The sequence below is a fragment of the Streptomyces sp. NPDC007808 genome (assembly GCF_042868655.1).
Classification (GTDB): domain Bacteria; phylum Actinomycetota; class Actinomycetes; order Streptomycetales; family Streptomycetaceae; genus Streptomyces.
On record NZ_JBIAEQ010000003.1, the window covers coordinates 376,585 to 392,097 of the forward strand.

The 15,513-nt window shown below is 71.0% G+C and carries 17 protein-coding genes; 8 read left to right on the forward strand and 9 right to left on the reverse strand.

Features of this window, described 5'->3' with window-relative positions:
- Position 1: 1 nt before the first annotated feature.
- Complete coding sequence (locus ACFYNL_RS13445; RefSeq protein WP_388801479.1) at positions 2 to 343, reverse strand: ATP/GTP-binding protein; 342 nt, start codon at positions 341 to 343, stop codon at positions 2 to 4.
- 222 nt (positions 344 to 565) lie between these two features.
- Here ACFYNL_RS13445 and ACFYNL_RS13450 point away from each other — a divergent pair, with 222 nt between their 5' ends.
- Positions 566 to 1,597: an LLM class flavin-dependent oxidoreductase gene (locus ACFYNL_RS13450; protein ID WP_388801482.1), complete on the forward strand. Its 1,032-nt coding sequence runs from the start codon at positions 566 to 568 to the stop codon at positions 1,595 to 1,597.
- A 96-nt stretch (positions 1,598 to 1,693) separates the two neighbouring features.
- Here the strand turns inward: ACFYNL_RS13450 and ACFYNL_RS13455 are convergent, their stop codons facing one another.
- A complete protein-coding gene (locus tag ACFYNL_RS13455; protein WP_019758184.1) occupies positions 1,694 to 2,086 on the reverse strand; it encodes an SCO5389 family protein in 393 nt (130 codons plus the stop codon).
- A gap of 265 nt (positions 2,087 to 2,351) precedes the next feature.
- Between ACFYNL_RS13455 and nucS the strand changes: the two genes are divergently transcribed.
- Entirely contained in the window at positions 2,352 to 3,023 is a 672-nt protein-coding gene (gene nucS, locus ACFYNL_RS13460; protein WP_356581894.1) for an endonuclease NucS, read from the forward strand.
- A gap of 103 nt (positions 3,024 to 3,126) precedes the next feature.
- Here the strand turns inward: nucS and ACFYNL_RS13465 are convergent, their stop codons facing one another.
- The 4 genes from ACFYNL_RS13465 to ACFYNL_RS13480 all read right to left on the reverse strand — a co-directional run bounded on the left by ACFYNL_RS13465 (position 3,127) and on the right by ACFYNL_RS13480 (position 8,105).
- Entirely contained in the window at positions 3,127 to 5,703 is a 2,577-nt protein-coding gene (locus tag ACFYNL_RS13465) for an ATP-binding protein (RefSeq protein WP_388801486.1), read from the reverse strand.
- Between the two features lie 260 nt (positions 5,704 to 5,963).
- On the reverse strand, positions 5,964 to 6,287 hold the full coding sequence (locus tag ACFYNL_RS13470; RefSeq protein WP_019760944.1) for an STAS domain-containing protein: 324 nt from the start codon (positions 6,285 to 6,287) through the stop codon (positions 5,964 to 5,966).
- A gap of 191 nt (positions 6,288 to 6,478) precedes the next feature.
- Complete coding sequence (locus tag ACFYNL_RS13475) at positions 6,479 to 7,327, reverse strand: 3-hydroxyacyl-CoA dehydrogenase family protein (RefSeq protein WP_388801490.1); 849 nt, start codon at positions 7,325 to 7,327, stop codon at positions 6,479 to 6,481.
- Positions 7,328 to 7,463: 136 nt separating this feature from the next.
- Positions 7,464 to 8,105 (reverse strand): TetR/AcrR family transcriptional regulator, encoded by a 642-nt coding sequence (locus ACFYNL_RS13480; protein WP_388801492.1) that lies wholly within the window; start codon positions 8,103 to 8,105, stop codon positions 7,464 to 7,466.
- 79 nt (positions 8,106 to 8,184) lie between these two features.
- Between ACFYNL_RS13480 and ACFYNL_RS13485 the strand changes: the two genes are divergently transcribed.
- Genes ACFYNL_RS13485 through ACFYNL_RS13495 form a run of 3 tightly spaced genes read left to right on the forward strand, consistent with a single transcriptional unit; the run spans position 8,185 to position 10,314 of the window.
- Positions 8,185 to 8,967 carry an ABC transporter ATP-binding protein gene (locus tag ACFYNL_RS13485; protein WP_388801495.1) on the forward strand — a complete coding sequence of 261 codons (783 nt, stop codon included), beginning with the start codon at positions 8,185 to 8,187 and terminating at the stop codon, positions 8,965 to 8,967.
- Positions 8,968 to 8,978: 11 nt separating this feature from the next.
- Positions 8,979 to 9,728 (forward strand): ABC transporter permease, encoded by a 750-nt coding sequence (locus tag ACFYNL_RS13490; protein ID WP_388801498.1) that lies wholly within the window; start codon positions 8,979 to 8,981, stop codon positions 9,726 to 9,728.
- Positions 9,729 to 9,741: 13 nt separating this feature from the next.
- Positions 9,742 to 10,314: a cob(I)yrinic acid a,c-diamide adenosyltransferase gene (locus ACFYNL_RS13495; protein WP_388801501.1), complete on the forward strand. Its 573-nt coding sequence runs from the start codon at positions 9,742 to 9,744 to the stop codon at positions 10,312 to 10,314.
- Here ACFYNL_RS13495 and ACFYNL_RS13500 read toward each other — a convergent pair.
- Together ACFYNL_RS13500 and ACFYNL_RS13505 are read right to left on the reverse strand one after the other, a co-directional pair.
- Entirely contained in the window at positions 10,311 to 10,505 is a 195-nt protein-coding gene (locus tag ACFYNL_RS13500) for a DUF5708 family protein (RefSeq protein ID WP_388801504.1), read from the reverse strand. The two genes, ACFYNL_RS13495 and ACFYNL_RS13500, sit on opposite strands and share 4 nt — an antisense overlap.
- Positions 10,502 to 11,080 (reverse strand): hypothetical protein, encoded by a 579-nt coding sequence (locus ACFYNL_RS13505; protein ID WP_388801507.1) that lies wholly within the window; start codon positions 11,078 to 11,080, stop codon positions 10,502 to 10,504. The genes ACFYNL_RS13500 and ACFYNL_RS13505 overlap by 4 nt, the downstream gene beginning before the upstream one ends.
- A gap of 153 nt (positions 11,081 to 11,233) precedes the next feature.
- On the opposite strand from ACFYNL_RS13505, the gene ACFYNL_RS13510 reads away from it, so the two are divergent.
- The 3 genes from ACFYNL_RS13510 to ACFYNL_RS13520 all read left to right on the forward strand — a co-directional run bounded on the left by ACFYNL_RS13510 (position 11,234) and on the right by ACFYNL_RS13520 (position 15,040).
- Positions 11,234 to 12,427 (forward strand): sensor histidine kinase, encoded by a 1,194-nt coding sequence (locus ACFYNL_RS13510; protein WP_388801510.1) that lies wholly within the window; start codon positions 11,234 to 11,236, stop codon positions 12,425 to 12,427.
- On the forward strand, positions 12,424 to 13,095 hold the full coding sequence (locus tag ACFYNL_RS13515; RefSeq protein WP_388801513.1) for a response regulator: 672 nt from the start codon (positions 12,424 to 12,426) through the stop codon (positions 13,093 to 13,095). The genes ACFYNL_RS13510 and ACFYNL_RS13515 overlap by 4 nt, the downstream gene beginning before the upstream one ends.
- A gap of 118 nt (positions 13,096 to 13,213) precedes the next feature.
- Positions 13,214 to 15,040: a glycosyl hydrolase family 18 protein gene (locus ACFYNL_RS13520; protein WP_388801516.1), complete on the forward strand. Its 1,827-nt coding sequence runs from the start codon at positions 13,214 to 13,216 to the stop codon at positions 15,038 to 15,040.
- A gap of 7 nt (positions 15,041 to 15,047) precedes the next feature.
- Here ACFYNL_RS13520 and ACFYNL_RS13525 read toward each other — a convergent pair whose 3' ends face one another.
- Positions 15,048 to 15,494: a DUF2550 domain-containing protein gene (locus ACFYNL_RS13525; protein WP_388801519.1), complete on the reverse strand. Its 447-nt coding sequence runs from the start codon at positions 15,492 to 15,494 to the stop codon at positions 15,048 to 15,050.
- Positions 15,495 to 15,513 lie beyond the last annotated feature (19 nt).

The window sequence follows — 15,513 nt, forward strand, 5'->3', positions numbered from 1 at the left end:
GCTAGAACCTCGGCGCGTTACGGGACCGCTGCACCCGCGTGGTGCGGCGGTCCTTCGCGTTCCAGCACGCCTTGTGCCAGTGGCGGCGGTCGTCGACGCCCGCGTGGGCCTGCCAGGCGACGACGTGCGGGACGCCGTCCGGGATCATCTGGTCGCAGCCCGGGCAGCGGTACGCCTTGCCCTGTGCGCTCGCTCCGGCCACATGCCGTACGTTCCAGTCCTCGCCGTCCCAGCTCTCCGAGGACTGGAAGCCGCCGTAGCGGCCGGAGCGGTCGTCGTCGGCGCTGCGTCCGGGCGAGGCAGACCCGTTCGGGGCCTTGGGTCGGTTGCGACGCGGGGACACGGAACACCTCACGGGGCTATACAGGATGCACGGGTCATGTCCAGCCTACGCGGCGGGGACAGGGGTAGTCGTACGGCACCAACCCCCACAAGTCCCTCACTCCGGCGTTCATTCTGCAGACAATCCGCAAATCTCTTCGCCAGGCCGTGTCCTCGGCACGTGTCAGACGGTTATGCCCGGTGGGGGAGCTCCGCGTCGGAGCCAAGGAAGCAGGAAAAAGCAATGCGCGTAGGAAGTTTCGTGTTGGCGGCCCGGTTCCCGGGCCAGGGCGACGGGGAGGCGCTGCACCGCGCGGTCCGCTCCGCCGAGGTCGCCGAGGAAGCGGGGCTCGACACGGTCTGGCTGGCCGAGCACCACTTCGTGCCCTACGGCACCTGTCCGTCGGCGATCACCCTGGCAGCGCTCCTGCTGGGCCGCACCAGGCGACTGCGGGTCGGCACGGCGGTCACCGTACTGCCCACCGCCCACCCGGTGGCCGTCGGCGAACAGGCGGCGCTGCTGCACGTCGCTTCCGGCGGGCGGTTCTCGCTGGGCGTCGGGCGCGGTGGACCCTGGGTCGATCTGGAGGTGTTCGGCTCGGGTCTCCAGGCGTACGAGGAGGGGTTCCCGGAATCACTCGATCTGCTGGTGCGCTGGCTGCGTGAACCGGCGGTCGCGGCGGCGGGCGAGCGGTTCAGCTTCCGTGAAGTCCCCGTCGTACCGAGGCCGTCGGAGTGCCTCTCGGAGGTCGAGGGGCCGGAGGTGGTCGTCGCCTGCACCTCGCCGGCGAGCGTCCGCCTCGCGGCCGAGCGCGGGCTGCCGATGCTGCTGGGGATGCACGTGGGCGACGAGGAGAAGGCCGAGATGGTCGCCCTGTGGCGGGAGCACGCGCGGGCCTGCGGCAGGCCCGCGGAGGAGGTTCTGGGCGCGGCCCATGTCTCGGCCGGCGTCTGCCAGATCGCGGACCGGCGCACGGACGCGGTCGAGGCCCTGACGAAGGCGATGCCGGGCTGGCTCCGGCAGGGCCTGGAGGCCCATGTCACGGTGGACGGCCGCCGACGCGCGATGCGTGACCCGCTGGCGTACACCGAACTGCTGTGCGGACTGCACCCGGTGGGCACCCCGCGCCTGTGCGCCGACCGGCTGGCGGCCACCAGCGAGCGGACCGGCATCTCCCGTTTCGCCCTGCTCGTCGAGGGCACGGGCGATCTGGCGGCGACCGAGGAGAACGTACGGCGACTGGGCGCCGAGGTGCTGCCGCAGCTCGACCGATGACCCGGGCCGGGCCGAAGTGCCCGGCGTGCCAGAGGGCTTGCCGCCCCGTACTGAATGCACCTCCCGCGTAGGGAGCGGCAAGCAAACGGCTCTGCGTCAGCAGTCCCTGAACTCCGGAGACTGGTTCAGCAGCTGACTGCGGACCGAGGTGAAGCGGGCCAGCGTCTCGTCGACCGAGGCGTCCAGCGGGAACACCGCAACCCGGTGGCAGTTCTGGAAGGCCAGTCGCACCCCGAAGTGCCGCTGCAGCGCGCCGCGTATCGCGTCACTCGCAAGTGCACGCAGCAGCTGGCCACGTGCCTGCTCGTCCGGCGGGGGCGTCTGGTTGTCGGCGAACTGACCGCCGTCCACCTTCAGCTGAGCCACCAGGGAGCTGATCATCCCCCATGCATAGGGCAGGGAGGTCCGGACGCAGTCGACGAATTCGGCTTCGTCGACCTCGCCTCGCTCGGCCTTCTCGAGTAGGGCCGGTGAGACGTCGAGCGACATGGGTTCTCCTCTCGCACCCCCGCAGCAGCAGGGGTTGCCGGACAGATGCGGGAGACCGCGATGCCGGACACTGTGCGTACACACCTCGCGACCTCCCGTTTAATACGGTAGGCAACGGACGGTGACCGCACCAGGAGAATGCGTACATGGACGGTCCTCGTTAGGCGCACAATCGGCCAGAAATGAACAGGGGCAGTCCGGGGTCATACGGACTCCCCCAGGGCGAATCGCGTCCACCTGGGCCCGTCGAGTAGCGTTGCCGACCATGCGTCTCGTCATTGCCCGATGCTCCGTCGACTACGCGGGCCGGCTCACCGCCCACCTGCCCTCGGCGCCCCGTCTGATCCTGGTCAAGGCGGACGGCAGCGTCTCGATCCACGCCGACGACCGGGCCTACAAGCCCCTGAACTGGATGTCGCCGCCCTGCACCCTGAAGGAGGGGGACGGCGAGCAGAAGGACGTCTGGACGGTCACCAACAAGGCGGGCGAGAAGCTCATCATCACCATGGAGGAGGTCCTGCACGACTCCTCGCACGAACTCGGCGTGGATCCTGGCCTGATCAAGGACGGCGTGGAAGCGCACCTCCAGGAGCTGCTCGCCGACCGCATCGAAACGCTGGGCGAGGGCTACACGCTCATCCGCCGCGAGTACATGACGGCGATCGGGCCGGTCGACATCCTGTGCCGGGACGCCGAGGGCCGGACGGTCGCGGTGGAGATCAAGCGCCGGGGCGAGATCGACGGCGTGGAGCAACTCACGCGCTATCTGGAGCTGCTGAACCGCGATCCCCATCTCGCGCCGGTCCGCGGCATCTTCGCGGCCCAGGAGATCAAGCCGCAGGCACGGGTCCTGGCGACGGACCGGGGCATCGGCTGCCAGGTGCTGGACTACGACGCGCTGCGCGGGATCGAGGACGACAAGCTGCGGTTGTTCTGAGCGTCCGGGAGCGGTACCGCGCCGACTTCTGCGCGCGAACAGTTCCACGACGACAGGGCCGGGTCCGTGCGACGGACCCGGCCCTGTCGTCGTGATCGGCGCGTCAGATCACGGCGTCCGGGCTGCTGCTCGACGTGCCCGCATCGGTGCTCTGCGGGGCACTCGCGGACGTGGTGGTCTCCGCCGGGCCGGACGGGGCCGGTCCGCTGGCCGACGTCGAGGTGGACGGCGGGTCGGTCGGCGTGTCCGTCGGCTCGTCCGTGGGGTCGTCCGTCGGGTCCGTCGGGTCGTCGGTGGGGTCGTCGGTCGGGTCGTCCGTCGGGTCCGTCGGATCGTCCGTCGGCCTGGTGGGATCGTCGGTCGGCCTGGTGGGGCTGCCGGTCGGCTTCGTCGGATCGTCGGTCGGCCGGGTGGAACCACCGGTCGGCTTCGTCGGATCGTCCGAGGGCTTGCCCGACTCGGTCGGCGTCGGATCGTCCGAGGTGCCGAGCGTGCCGTCGGGCCCCGGATCCGTCGGCCGGCTGGTCGCCGTGCCGGTGTCGCCGGAGCTCTGCCCGTCGTCGCCCTCAGCCTGGTCGGCGCCGAGGCTGTCGTCGCCGATGCCCTGGCTCGCGGACGGGTTCACGCCGACCCGCTCGGCCGGGGTGTCGGGGTCGTTGTCGGACGTCGCGCCGAGCGTCACCACGGTGCCGAGCACGGCCACGAGCAGCGCGCCCGCGCCGGCCGCGACGAGGTTGCGCCGGGCGAAACTGCGCACGCCGCCCCGGCCCTTGTGCGAGCTCGCCGAGGACGTCGAGGGCCCGGCCGGCGAGCCGAGATGCGTGACCAGCGTCGCGTCGCCCCCGCCCGAGGGGAACGCGGCCGGCACGCCGCCCGGCGGCGACTGCGACTCCTCGTACCGCGCGTCCGGCACCTCCTCCCCCGCGGTCGCGCCGAACGCGGCCACTCCCGGCGTCGTACCGGAACGGTCCGAGACCAGCGCGAGGGCGCGGCGGCCCGCGACCGTGCCGCGCTTGTCGGCGAGGGCACCGCGCAGGCCGATGGAGGTCTCCAGCTCGGCACGGGCCCGGTCCAGCCGGCCGCGGCAGAGCGCGAGGACACCCAACTCGTGGTGGAAGTAGGCCTGCTCCGCGACGTCACCGGCCAGCCGGGCGGCCTCGGCGCCGGCCCGCAGCGCCCGCTCCCAGGCGCTCCAGTGCAGCCCCGCGGCGAACGCGGGCGCGGCCGTGCGGGCCAGTTGCACGGGCGGGCTGTCCTCGCCCTCGGCGGGCGGTGTCGTGGCCGGCACCAGCACGCCGAGCGCGGCGATGACGGCGTCGGCCTCGGCGCAGACGCGCTCCGGCGTGACCGAAGGGTGCCCCGCCCACCAGGTGTAGTGCCGGGCCGCGGTGAGGGCGTCGTCCTGCACGTCCTCGCCGTATCCCGCGGCCTCCAGCTGGGCCTGGACCCCGGCGGCCAGCCGGTAGTGGGCGCCGACCGGCGTGACCAGCCCGCAGTCGGCCAGCTCACCGAGCGCGGCGTCCGCGTGGGTGTCGCCGACCAGCGCCGGCAGATGGGCCTGGTGCGGCACCTCGCCGCCGAGCGCGACGGCGAACCTCAGGGTGGCGCGGGCCGAGGCGCTGAGCCGCGAGGCGAGCAGTGCCGCGGGGCCGGCCGCCTCGCCGACCGACGGCAGCGGCACGTCGTCGCGGGGGTCCTCGGGCGGTCCGTCGAAGGGCGCGTCGACCGGCGGTTCGTCCTCGAAGACCCCGAACTCGTCGACGGCGTCCGCCCCGGCCCGCAGCCGGTCCCGCTGCCGCAGCAGCGCTCCGGCCTGAACGAACCTGAGCGGCAGGCCCTCCGACTCGAACCACAGGTCGCCGGCCCAGTTCGCCTCGTCCTCGGTCAGGGCCCGGCCGACCTGGCGCTCCAGCAGCTCCACGCTGTCGGACCGGTCGAGGCCGCCGAGGCCGACGTCCTCGATGCCGGAGTCGGCGGACGGCGCGGGCACGTCGGGCGTGGCGCCGATCAGGAAGGCGCACTCCGGGGTCGCGTCGAGCAGCTCGTCCAGCGCGGCGCCGCCGAACTCGATGTCGTCCAGGACGACGACCGCGCCGATCTCACGGACGCAGGCCGACAGTTCGTCCTGATCCGGGCGGTGCAGGGGCGCGCCGTACACGGCGTGGAAGAGGTCGTACAGCAGGTCGTCGGTGGTGCGGTGGAAGCCGGTGAGGCGGACCACGCCGTCGGGCGCGAGGTCCGCGCAGTCCTCGGCGACGAGGTCGAGGAGGCTGGTGCGGCCGGCGCCGCGGGAGCCGACGAGGCGTACGGAGCGGCCGCGGGCGAGCAGTCGTACCAGTTGTTCGCGCTCGTCCTGGCGGGCCAGGAGTGGCTGGGCGGGCCGGGCCGGGCCGGCCGGCACGGGGGGTCTGGCGGCGCGTTGGGCCTCGGCGCGTTCGGCCGGGGAGAGTTTCCCGGGCCGCGACGGCCGCTCCGCCGGCGGGCAGACCTCTATCTCGCTGCCGTCGACGGGGTTGACGGTGAGCAGGAGGTCGCCCGAGACCACCTGCACCGTGCGGGCCGGTGCGGGCGAGTGGTGAGCGAAGTCGGTGGCGAGGGGGTCCCTGGGCGGGCGCTGACGCGACGTGCTGCCGTCGCCGTCATGGCCGTACTCCTCGGGCCCCCGGTTGTTCGGGTCCATAGGTTCAAGCCCCCCAAAAGCGTTCGTGTGCCGTTTGCGGCCCCTCCCGGCCTTTGCACACCGCGCTGTCGCTTCTGGTCCGGGCCCGCTCGAAGGGGTTTGTCTAGGCAGCGGGCAGCCGAACCCTAAACCTTCGCACAGTATCTACGACAGTTCGGGGTACCGCGCCGTCCGAGACATCACAGTCTCGTGAGGATTGCGCGTGACGTGCACTTCGCAACCGGAACGCCCGGCTGTCACGCCCCACCCGTGCCGGGGTGTCACACCCGGGGCAGGGACTCCACCCCGATGCCGCCCTCGATCGCCAGGATCCGGTGCAGCCGGGTGGCCACCAGCAGGCGCTGCATCTGCGGCGGTACGCCGCGCAGCACCAGACGCCGGCCGCAGCGGCCGGCCCGCCGGTGAGCACCCATGATCACCCCGAGTCCGGTGGCGTCCCAGAACTCCAGCTCGGACAGGTCGAGCACCAGATCGCCGACTCCGTCGTCGACGGCCGAGTGCAGGACCGTACGGGCGTCCGCCGCGCTGCGGACGTCGAGGCGCCCCCCGACGACCAGTTCGGCGTGGTCGCCCCTGATGTGCATATGCGCTCCCCAAGCGTGCGTTTGTGCTCCGCGAGTGTTCTGTGCCTGTGTTTGCTCTGAGTCTTCGCTGCGGCCGGTGATGCAACCTCTGACTGCGTTGAGCGGTCAGAGGTTGCCGTCTGTGAGCGAACCGATACCGAATTCACCCCATCGCGTGACACGCCTCGGGGACTCGGGGGTTGTACGAAAGCTCAGTAGCTGTAAAAGCCTTGCCCGCTCTTGCGGCCGATGTCACCCGCGTCCACCATCCGGCGCATCAGCTCCGGCGGGGCGAACTTCTCGTCCTGGGACTCGGTGTAGATGTTGCTGGTGGCGTGCAGCAGGATGTCGACGCCGGTGAGGTCGGCCGTGGCGAGCGGACCCATGGCGTGGCCGAAGCCCAGCTTGCAGGCGAGGTCGATGTCCTCGGCGGTGGCGACCCCGGACTCGTAGAGCTTGGTGGCCTCGACGACGAGGGCCGAGATGAGCCGGGTCGTCACGAACCCGGCGACGTCCCGGTTGACGACGATGCAGGTCTTGCCGACGGACTCGGCGAACTCCCGCGCGGTGGCGAGGGTTTCGTCGCTCGTCTTGTAGCCGCGGACGAGCTCGACGAGCTGCATCATCGGCACCGGCGAGAAGAAGTGCACGCCGACGACCCGTTCGGGGCGCTCGGTGGCCGCCGCGATCTTGGTGATCGGAATGGCGGAGGTGTTGGAGGCGAGCACGGTGTCCTCGCGCACGATCTTGTCGAGCGCACGGAAGATCTCGTGCTTGACCTCCAGCTTCTCGAAGACGGCCTCGACGACGACGTCCGCGTCGGCGGCGGCGTCCAGGTCGGTGGTCGCGGTGATCCGGGCGAGGGCGGCGTCGGCGTCGTGCGCCTCCAGCTTGCCCTTGCTGACGAACTTGTCGTACGAGGCCTTGATGCCGTCGGTGCCGCGCTTGAGGGCCTCGTCGGTGACATCACGCAGAACGACGTCCCAGCCCGCCTGAGCGGAGACCTGGGCGATCCCGGAACCCATCAAGCCGGCGCCGATGACGGCAAGCTTCCGTGCCACTGTTGCGACTCCCCTTTGAAACGCCTTACACCCTGTTTAGGTTGCTCTTCGGCGGACCTTAGCGGGCACGGGGCACTGTGTGACCGGTTAGTAACGCGAGTCACGTCTCATCTGACGGACATCACACCGGCACGGGTCATTGCGCGCCTCGGACGGCGTAGTTGAGCACCTTCTCGCTCAACAGCTCCTCGATGTCGTCGAGAAGCACCAGCACCTCGCGGGACACTTCGTCCGGATTGCGCCCCTTGAGCATCTCGCGGCCGACGGTGACGAAGACGGTCTGGTGGGTCCAGGAGATCTGACCGGCGATCAGCCCGGGCAGCGGGTCGCCGTCGGCGGCGCCGGCCTCCTCGCGCAGGGTGGCTTCGAGGTGGTCGTGGATCTCCTGCTGGAGGCTCCACAGCCGGGAACGCAACGGCGGCGCCTCCTCGATGACACGCATGAAGCGGTCGTAGCCCTCCATGAGGCCGATGCGCGGCGAGACCGCCTCGGCCTCGGCGCGCAGCTCGCGCAGCACGGCCCGGGCGGCCGACTCCCCCTCGTCCCGGCCGCGCACCCAGCGGGAGAGCTGCTCGACGACGCCGGCGGAGCGGTCGAAGAAGAGGTCCTCCTTCGCGGGGAAGTAGTTGTAGACGGTGTTCACGGAGACGTCGGCGGCCTCCGCCACCTCCGCGATCGTCACCGTCACGAAGCCGTGCTCCAGGAACAGCCCGGTGGCGATGTCCGAGATCCGCTGCCTCGTCTCGCGCTTCTTGCGTTCCCTGAGCCCTTCAGCCATGACTGCATCGTAGCTTTGGTGGGCTCACTAAAACTTTGGGGTCATTGCAAAATTTAAGGGACTCTGTTTTTCTGAGGGCATGCCCATCATCAGTGCGGCCGGACTGGCCCGTACCTTCCAGACCAAGCTCGGCCCGGTGGAGGCCGTGCGCGGCATCGATCTGACCGTACGGGAAGCGGAGATCCTCGGCTTCCTCGGCCCGAACGGGGCGGGCAAGACGACGACCCTGCGGATGCTCACGACCGCGCTGGCACCCACCGCGGGCGCGGCCACCGTGGCGGGCCACGACCTCGCGACCGACCCCGCCGGCGTGCGGCGGGCATGCGGGTACGTGGCCCAGTCGGGCGGCGTCGATCCGCAGATCACCGTGCGGGAGGAACTGGTCACCCAGGGCCGCCTGTACCGCCTGACCAAGACGCAGGCCGCCGAGCGCGCCGAGGAGCTGGCCGCCGAGCTCGCTCTCACCGGTCTGCTCGACCGCAAGGCCGGGGCGCTCTCGGGCGGCCAGCGGCGTCGCCTCGACATCGCGATGGCGCTCACGCACCGCCCGAAGGTGCTGTTCCTCGACGAGCCGACGACCGGCCTGGACCCCGGCAGCCGCGCCGACCTGTGGGACCTGGTCCGCCGACTGCGCGACGAGCACGGTACGACCGTGTTCCTGACCACCCACTACCTGGACGAGGCCGACGCCCTCTCCGACCGCCTGGTGATCGTCGACAAGGGCGTGGTGGTGGCGGAGGGCACGCCGAGCGCGCTGAAGCTGGAGTACGGCGGCTCGATCGACGCCTCGCTCCAGGACACCTTCCTCGCCGTCACCGGCCGCGGCCCCGCCCCCGCCGACACCGCCCCCGTAGCCGTATAGGACCCCGCATCATGCTGCTCCAGGACACGGCCCTCATCTACGGCCGCTACCTCCGTCAGTCCCTGCGCTCCCGCTTCGCCCTGCTCTTCGGCGTGCTGATGCCGCTGCTGTACCTGCTCTTCTTCGGCCCTCTGCTGACCGACCTGCCGCTCGGCGGGCGCGGCAGCTCCTGGCAGGTCCTCGTCCCCGGACTGCTGCTTCAACTCGGCCTGTTCGGGGCGTCCTTCGCCGGCTTCTCGATCATCATCGAGAAGGGTCACGGCGTGGTGGAGCGCATGCGCGTGACGCCGGTCAGCCGGCTGGCCCTGCTCCTGGGCCGGGTGCTTCGCGACGCCACCGTCTTCGTCTTCCAGGCCGTGCTGCTGGTGCTGGCGGCACTTCTCATGGGCCTCAGGGCTCCGCTGCCCGGCGTGCTGATCGGCTTCGTGTTCGTGGCCCTGCTGACGGTGTCGCTGGCCTCGCTGTCGTACGCACTCGCCATGAAGGTCCGCACCCCGCAGGAGTTCGGCCCGGCGGTCAACGCCATGACGATGCCGATGATGCTGCTGTCCGGCCTGATGCTCCCGATGACGCTGGGGCCGGCGTGGCTGGACGCCCTGTCCCACTTCGTACCGTTCCGCTACCTCGTGGACGCGGTGCGGGACGCGTATGTGGGCTCGTACGCGACGGCGCACATGCTGTACGGCGTCCTGGTGGCCGTCGCCTTCACCGCGCTGGCCGTGACAGTGGGCACACGCGTGTTCCGAACGGCCGCGGCGTAACTACGCTGATCCCATGGTCAATCTGACGCGCATCTACACCAGGACCGGCGACCAGGGCACCACCGCCCTCGGCGACATGAGCCGGGTCGCCAAGACCGACCTGCGGATCTCGGCCTACGCCGACGCCAACGAGGCGAACGCCGCGCTCGGGACGGCGATCGCGCTGGGCAACCTGGACGAGGAGATCGTCACGGTCCTCACCCGCGTGCAGAACGACCTGTTCGACGTGGGGGCGGACCTGTCGACGCCGGTGGTGGAGAACCCGCAGTTCCCGCCGCTGAGGGTCGAGCAGTTCTACATCGACAAGCTCGAAGCGGACTGCGACCGCTTCCTGGAGGGTCTGGAGAAGCTGCGCTCCTTCATCCTGCCCGGAGGCACCCCGGGCGCCGCCCTCCTGCACCAGGCCTGCACGGTCGTACGCCGGGCCGAGCGCTCGACGTGGGCGGCGCTGGAGGTCCACGGCGAGACGATGAACCCCCTGACCGCGACCTACCTGAACCGCTTGTCCGACCTCCTGTTCATCCTGGCCAGGACGGCGAACAAGGAGGTCGGGGACGTGCTGTGGGTGCCGGGCGGGGAGCGCTAGGTCCTGCTGCGCGCCACCTGCCACAGGCCGGAGGTGACCAGTGCGCCGCCCACGCACATCATCACGACACCGACGGACGTGAGGGTGACGACGGGGACCCTCACGTCGTCGGCGAACAGCCGCAGCGCCAAGCCGGTCACCAAGGTGACGGCGCCTTCGACCAGGTTCCCGCGCGCCCTGCTCGTGCTCATCGGCGCACACTCTCCTCCCGGGCCGGGACGGTGTCCTTCCCACCCTCGGGCTTGCGCGGCCAGACCAGGTACGACAGCGCGACCAGGCCGTGGATGCCGGCCGCCCGCCAGGCCACGTAGCGCCAGCTCTCCAGGGAGGTGACCCGGCTCGGGTCGTCGACGTACCAGATGGCGAGCTGGAGGAGCACGGTCGCGACGGCGGCGCCCGCCACCGAGCCCAGCCAGACCTTGCCCTCGTGGCGTGCCCGGGCCATGCCGTAGCGCGGGGGCTTCGGCGGGGGCGGGGCGCCGCCGAAGCGGTGGGCCGCGTGGCCGTCGAGCCACTTCACGGTGCGATGGCCGTGTCCGACGGTGTAGCCGATGTACAGCGCGGCCAGGCCGTGCGTCCAGTTCGGCTCGGCGCCGTTGCGCAGGTCCAGCGCGGTGGCGACCAGCAGGACCAGCTCCAGCAGCGGCTCGCACAGCAGCAGCACCAGCCCGGTACGCGGCATGCGCAGCACATAGCGGCAGGCCAGCCCGGCGGCCAGCAGCACCCAGAAGCCGATCTCGCAGGCGGCGATCAAGGCGACGATCACGGTTCGCTCCTCTCGTTCACCCTTCAAGGCTCCCGGCCCGGGCGGCCGGAATCGTCGTCGCCACAGACGAACCCGCGGTACATCGAAGGATGCAGTCAGGGACCCTTCGCGAGGATCAGGCGCCGGGCGCGAGGGCCGTGTTGGATGGTGGGCATGGCCGTCTCGCTCCCCCGCCCCCGACGCTTCGACGTCCGCCTCGCGTTCGGCAGCCTGATCGGCGGGCTGACGTTCTGGGGCCTCGGCCTGGGCACCCGTCCGAGCACCGAGGCGTACGTGCTGCTGCCGGGCCGCTGGGCGGTCCTGGTACCGCTCCTGGTCCTGACCGGCTGCGAGCTGCTGCGCCGCACCGCCCCGCGCGTCGCCCTGCTGATCGGTACCGGCGCGATCCTCATGGACGTCGTCACGCAGGGCAACCTGGTCTCGGTCCTGATGTACACCGACCTTCTGTACTCGGCCGTCCTCTACGGCCCGCCCGCCTCGGCGCACCGCATCCCGCGGATCACCGGGCTGCTCTCGGTGGCCGGAGCCGTGGTGCCGTTCGCGGTGTGGCGCGAACCCGAGGCGCTGCTGATCGGCGTGGTCACCGGCCTCGTGGCGTTCGGGCCCGCCGCGACCGGTCTGATCGTCCGCAACCACCGCGACGCCGCCGATGCCGCCCGCCTGCGCGCCGAGCAGACCGCGCTGCTGGCCGAGATGGACCGCGCGCAGGCCATCACCTCGGAACGCGCCCGGATGGCCCGCGAGTTGCACGACATGGTGGCCAACCACCTCTCCGCGATCGCCATCCACTCCACGGCCGCGCTCTCCCTCGACGAGCCGAAGACCTCGCGGGAGGCGCTGTCCGTCATCCGCGAGAACAGCGTGGAGGGACTCGCCGAGATGCGCCGGCTCATCGGCATCCTGCGCGACTCCAGCGGCGACACCGAGCCCGTCGCCGCTCCCACCCTCGACGGACTCGGCGCCCTGGTCGACGGCGCCCGCACCAACGGCCTCGACGTCACCCTGGACGCCGTGTACGACACCGTCCCCGCCCCGGTCGAGCTCGCCGCGTACAGGATCGTGCAGGAGTCCTTGACCAACGCCCTCAAGCACGCCTCCCCCGGCCGGGTCACGGTCGCGCTCGCCCAGCGGGACGGTGTGCTCACCGTCACCGTGGCGAGCCCTTTCGGTGATCGCGACGGACCGCGCGCTCCCGGCTCCGGCGCCGGACTCGTCGGGATGCGCGAGCGGGTCGCGCTGCTGGACGGCGCGTTCGAGGCCGGCCCCGTCGAGAGTCCCGAGCCGAGCGGCGGCAAGATCTGGGTCGTACGCGCCACGCTTCCCGTGTCCGAAGGAGACAGCCAATGATCCGCGTCCTGGTCGCCGAGGACCAGTCCGCCGTCCGCGCGGGGCTCGTCCTCATCCTGCGCAGCGCGTCCGACATCGAGGTGGTCGGCGAGGCGGCGGACGGTGAGCAGGCGGTGGCCATGGCACGTGAGCTGCGGCCGGACCTGGTGCTGATGGACGTACAGATGCCGCGTCTGGACGGGGTGTCGGCGACCCGGCAGGTCGTCGCCGAACAGCTGGCCGACGTCCTCGTGCTCACCACGTTCGACCTCGACGAGTACGTGTTCGGGGCGCTGCGCGCCGGGGCCGCGGGGTTCCTGCTGAAGAACACGGACGCGAAGGACCTGATCGAGGCCGTCCGGACGGTGGCACGCGGGGAGGGGCTCATCGCCCCGGCCGTCACCCGGCGCCTGATCGCCGAGTTCGGCGCGAAACCCGTACGGCAGACGAAGGCGGACCCGGCCGTCCTGGACGCCCTCACGCGCCGCGAGCGCGAGGTGCTGGCCTGCCTGGGCGAGGGGCTGTCCAACGCCGAGATCGCGGTCCGGCTCGACATGGCCGAGGCGACGGTGAAGACGCACGTCAGCAGGGTGCTGGGCAAGCTGGAGCTGCGCAGCCGGGTGCAAGCGGCCGTACTGGCCCAGGAGTTGGGGCTGCGGCAGGGCGAAGCCGGGCGCGGCGGGGCCTGAACGGACAAGTGGTCCAGACCTATTGACCCGTGGTCCAGACCTTTCTATTCTCACCGCACCATGAGTGCGGCATGAGGCTCAGTCATGCCACCTGACTCCCCATACAAGGAGGCGCAGCATGCGCTTCAGACACAGAGCCGTGGCAGGGTTCGCGACCCTGTTGCTCCCGCTGGCCGGCCTCGTCGGCCTGGCGAGCCCGGCGCAGGCGGCGACATCGGCCACCGCGACCTACACCAAGACCCAGGACTGGGGCTCCGGCTTCGAGGGCAAGTGGACGGTGAAGAACACCGGCACCACCACCCTCAGCTCCTGGACCGTCGAGTGGGACTTCCCCTCCGGCACCTCCGTGACCTCCTCCTGGGACGCCGACGTCACCTCCTCCGGCACCCACTGGACGGCCAAGAACAAGTCCTGGAACGGCACCCTCGCCCCCGGCGCCACCGTCTCCTTCGGCTTCAACGGCACCGGCTCCGGCTCCCCCGCCAACTGCAGGCTCAACGGGGGCAGCTGCGACGGCGGCACCACCGAGCCCGGTGACAGCGCGCCGAGCGCCCCCGGCACCCCGACCGCCTCCGGCATCACCGACACCTCGGTGAAGCTGACCTGGTCCGCCGCCACCGACGACAAGGGCGTCAAGAACTACGACGTCCTGCGCGACGGCGCCAAGGTCGCGACCGTGACGAGCACCTCGTACACGGACACCGGCCTGACCAAGGGCACGGACTACTCCTACTCCGTGCAGGCCCGCGACACCGCCGACCAGACCGGCCCGGTCAGCGGCGCCGTCCGCGTCCGCACCACCGGCGGCACCACCGAGCCCCCGCCCACCGGCGACAAGGTCAAGCTCGGCTACTTCACCGAGTGGGGCGTCTACGGCCGCAACTACCACGTCAAGAACCTGGTGACGTCCGGCTCGGCGTCCAAGATCACGCACATCAACTACGCCTTCGGCAACGTCAAGAACGGCCAGTGCACGGTCGACGACACCTACGCCGCCTACGACAAGGCCTACACCGCCGACCAGTCCGTCAGCGGCACCGCCGACACCTGGGACCAGCCGCTGCGGGGCAACTTCAACCAGCTGCGCCAGCTCAAGGCGAAGTACCCGCACATCAAGGTGCTGTACTCCTTCGGCGGCTGGACCTACTCCGGCGGCTTCGGCCAGGCCGCGCAGAACGCGGCCGCGTTCGCCAAGTCCTGCAAGGCCGTCGTGGAGGACCCCCGCTGGGCCGATGTCTTCGACGGCATCGACATCGACTGGGAGTACCCGAACGCCTGCGGCCTGACCTGCGACACCTCGGGCCCCGCGGCCTTCAGGACCCTGATGCAGGCACTGCGCGCCGAGTTCGGTTCGAACTACCTGGTCACCGCGGCCATCACCGCCGACGGCTCGGCCGGCGGCAAGATCGACGCGGCGGACTACGGCGGCGCCGCCCAGTACCTCGACTGGTACAACGTGATGACGTACGACTACTTCGGTGCCTTCGACAAGGACGGCCCGACCGCCCCGCACTCACCGCTCACCTCGTACGCCGGGATCCCGCAGGCGGGCTTCAACTCCGCCGACGCGATCGCCAAGCTGAAGTCGAAGGGCGTCCCGTCCGCCAAGCTGCTGCTCGGCATCGGCTTCTACGGCCGCGGCTGGACCGGCGTCACCCAGGCCGCCCCCGGCGGCTCGGCGACCGGCGCGGCGCCCGGCACCTACGAGGCCGGCATCGAGGACTACAAGATCCTGAAGAACTCCTGCCCCGCGACCGGCACCATCGCCGGGACGGCGTACGCCCACTGCGGCACCAACTGGTGGTCCTACGACACCCCGTCGACGATCGCCGGCAAGATGACCTGGGCCAAGAACCAGGGCCTCGGCGGCGCGTTCTTCTGGGAGTTCAGCGGCGACACCAGCAACGGTGAGCTGGTGACCGCCATCAACAACGGCCTCAACTAACAGGTCGTCAAGCGACGTTGACGCGCTGACCGGGCGGGGCTGCCTCCAGCCACGCGAGGAAACCGGTCAGCGCGTCTTCGCTCATGGCCAGTTCCAGTCGCGTGCCCCGGTGCAGACAGGTGAGGATCACCGCGTCGGACAGCAGTGCCAGCTCCTCCTCGCCGTCGGGGACACGACGGCCGGCCACCTCGATCGACGCCCGCTCCAGGATGCGGCGCGGACGGTAGGCGTACGAGAAGACGCGGTACCACTCGACGCGGTCGCCGTTGTAGCGGGCGACTCCGTAGCTCCAGCCCTTGCCGTTGGCGTCCGGTTTCTCCGGCACGTCCCAGCGCAGGGAACAGTCGAAGGTGCCGCCCGAGCGCTGGATGAGCCTGCGGCGCAAGCCGAAGACGAACAACCCCAGCACCACAAGGGCGACGACGATTCCGCACACAGTCAGAGCGAGGACCATCGACACCGACCTCCTCGTC

Coding starts and splice junctions, on each gene's coding strand:
- ACFYNL_RS13450 (WP_388801482.1), top strand. CDS start 566: ATGCGCGTAGGAAGTTTCGTGTTGGCGGCCCGGTTCCCGGGCCAGGGC.
- ACFYNL_RS13455 (WP_019758184.1), bottom strand. CDS start 2,086: ATGTCGCTCGACGTCTCACCGGCCCTACTCGAGAAGGCCGAGCGAGGC.
- nucS (WP_356581894.1), top strand. CDS start 2,352: ATGCGTCTCGTCATTGCCCGATGCTCCGTCGACTACGCGGGCCGGCTC.
- ACFYNL_RS13465 (WP_388801486.1), bottom strand. CDS start 5,703: ATGGACCCGAACAACCGGGGGCCCGAGGAGTACGGCCATGACGGCGAC.
- ACFYNL_RS13470 (WP_019760944.1), bottom strand. CDS start 6,287: ATGCACATCAGGGGCGACCACGCCGAACTGGTCGTCGGGGGGCGCCTC.
- ACFYNL_RS13480 (WP_388801492.1), bottom strand. CDS start 8,105: ATGGCTGAAGGGCTCAGGGAACGCAAGAAGCGCGAGACGAGGCAGCGG.
- ACFYNL_RS13485 (WP_388801495.1), top strand. CDS start 8,185: ATGCCCATCATCAGTGCGGCCGGACTGGCCCGTACCTTCCAGACCAAG.
- ACFYNL_RS13490 (WP_388801498.1), top strand. CDS start 8,979: ATGCTGCTCCAGGACACGGCCCTCATCTACGGCCGCTACCTCCGTCAG.
- ACFYNL_RS13495 (WP_388801501.1), top strand. CDS start 9,742: ATGGTCAATCTGACGCGCATCTACACCAGGACCGGCGACCAGGGCACC.
- ACFYNL_RS13500 (WP_388801504.1), bottom strand. CDS start 10,505: ATGAGCACGAGCAGGGCGCGCGGGAACCTGGTCGAAGGCGCCGTCACC.
- ACFYNL_RS13510 (WP_388801510.1), top strand. CDS start 11,234: ATGGCCGTCTCGCTCCCCCGCCCCCGACGCTTCGACGTCCGCCTCGCG.
- ACFYNL_RS13515 (WP_388801513.1), top strand. CDS start 12,424: ATGATCCGCGTCCTGGTCGCCGAGGACCAGTCCGCCGTCCGCGCGGGG.
- ACFYNL_RS13520 (WP_388801516.1), top strand. CDS start 13,214: ATGCGCTTCAGACACAGAGCCGTGGCAGGGTTCGCGACCCTGTTGCTC.
- ACFYNL_RS13525 (WP_388801519.1), bottom strand. CDS start 15,494: ATGGTCCTCGCTCTGACTGTGTGCGGAATCGTCGTCGCCCTTGTGGTG.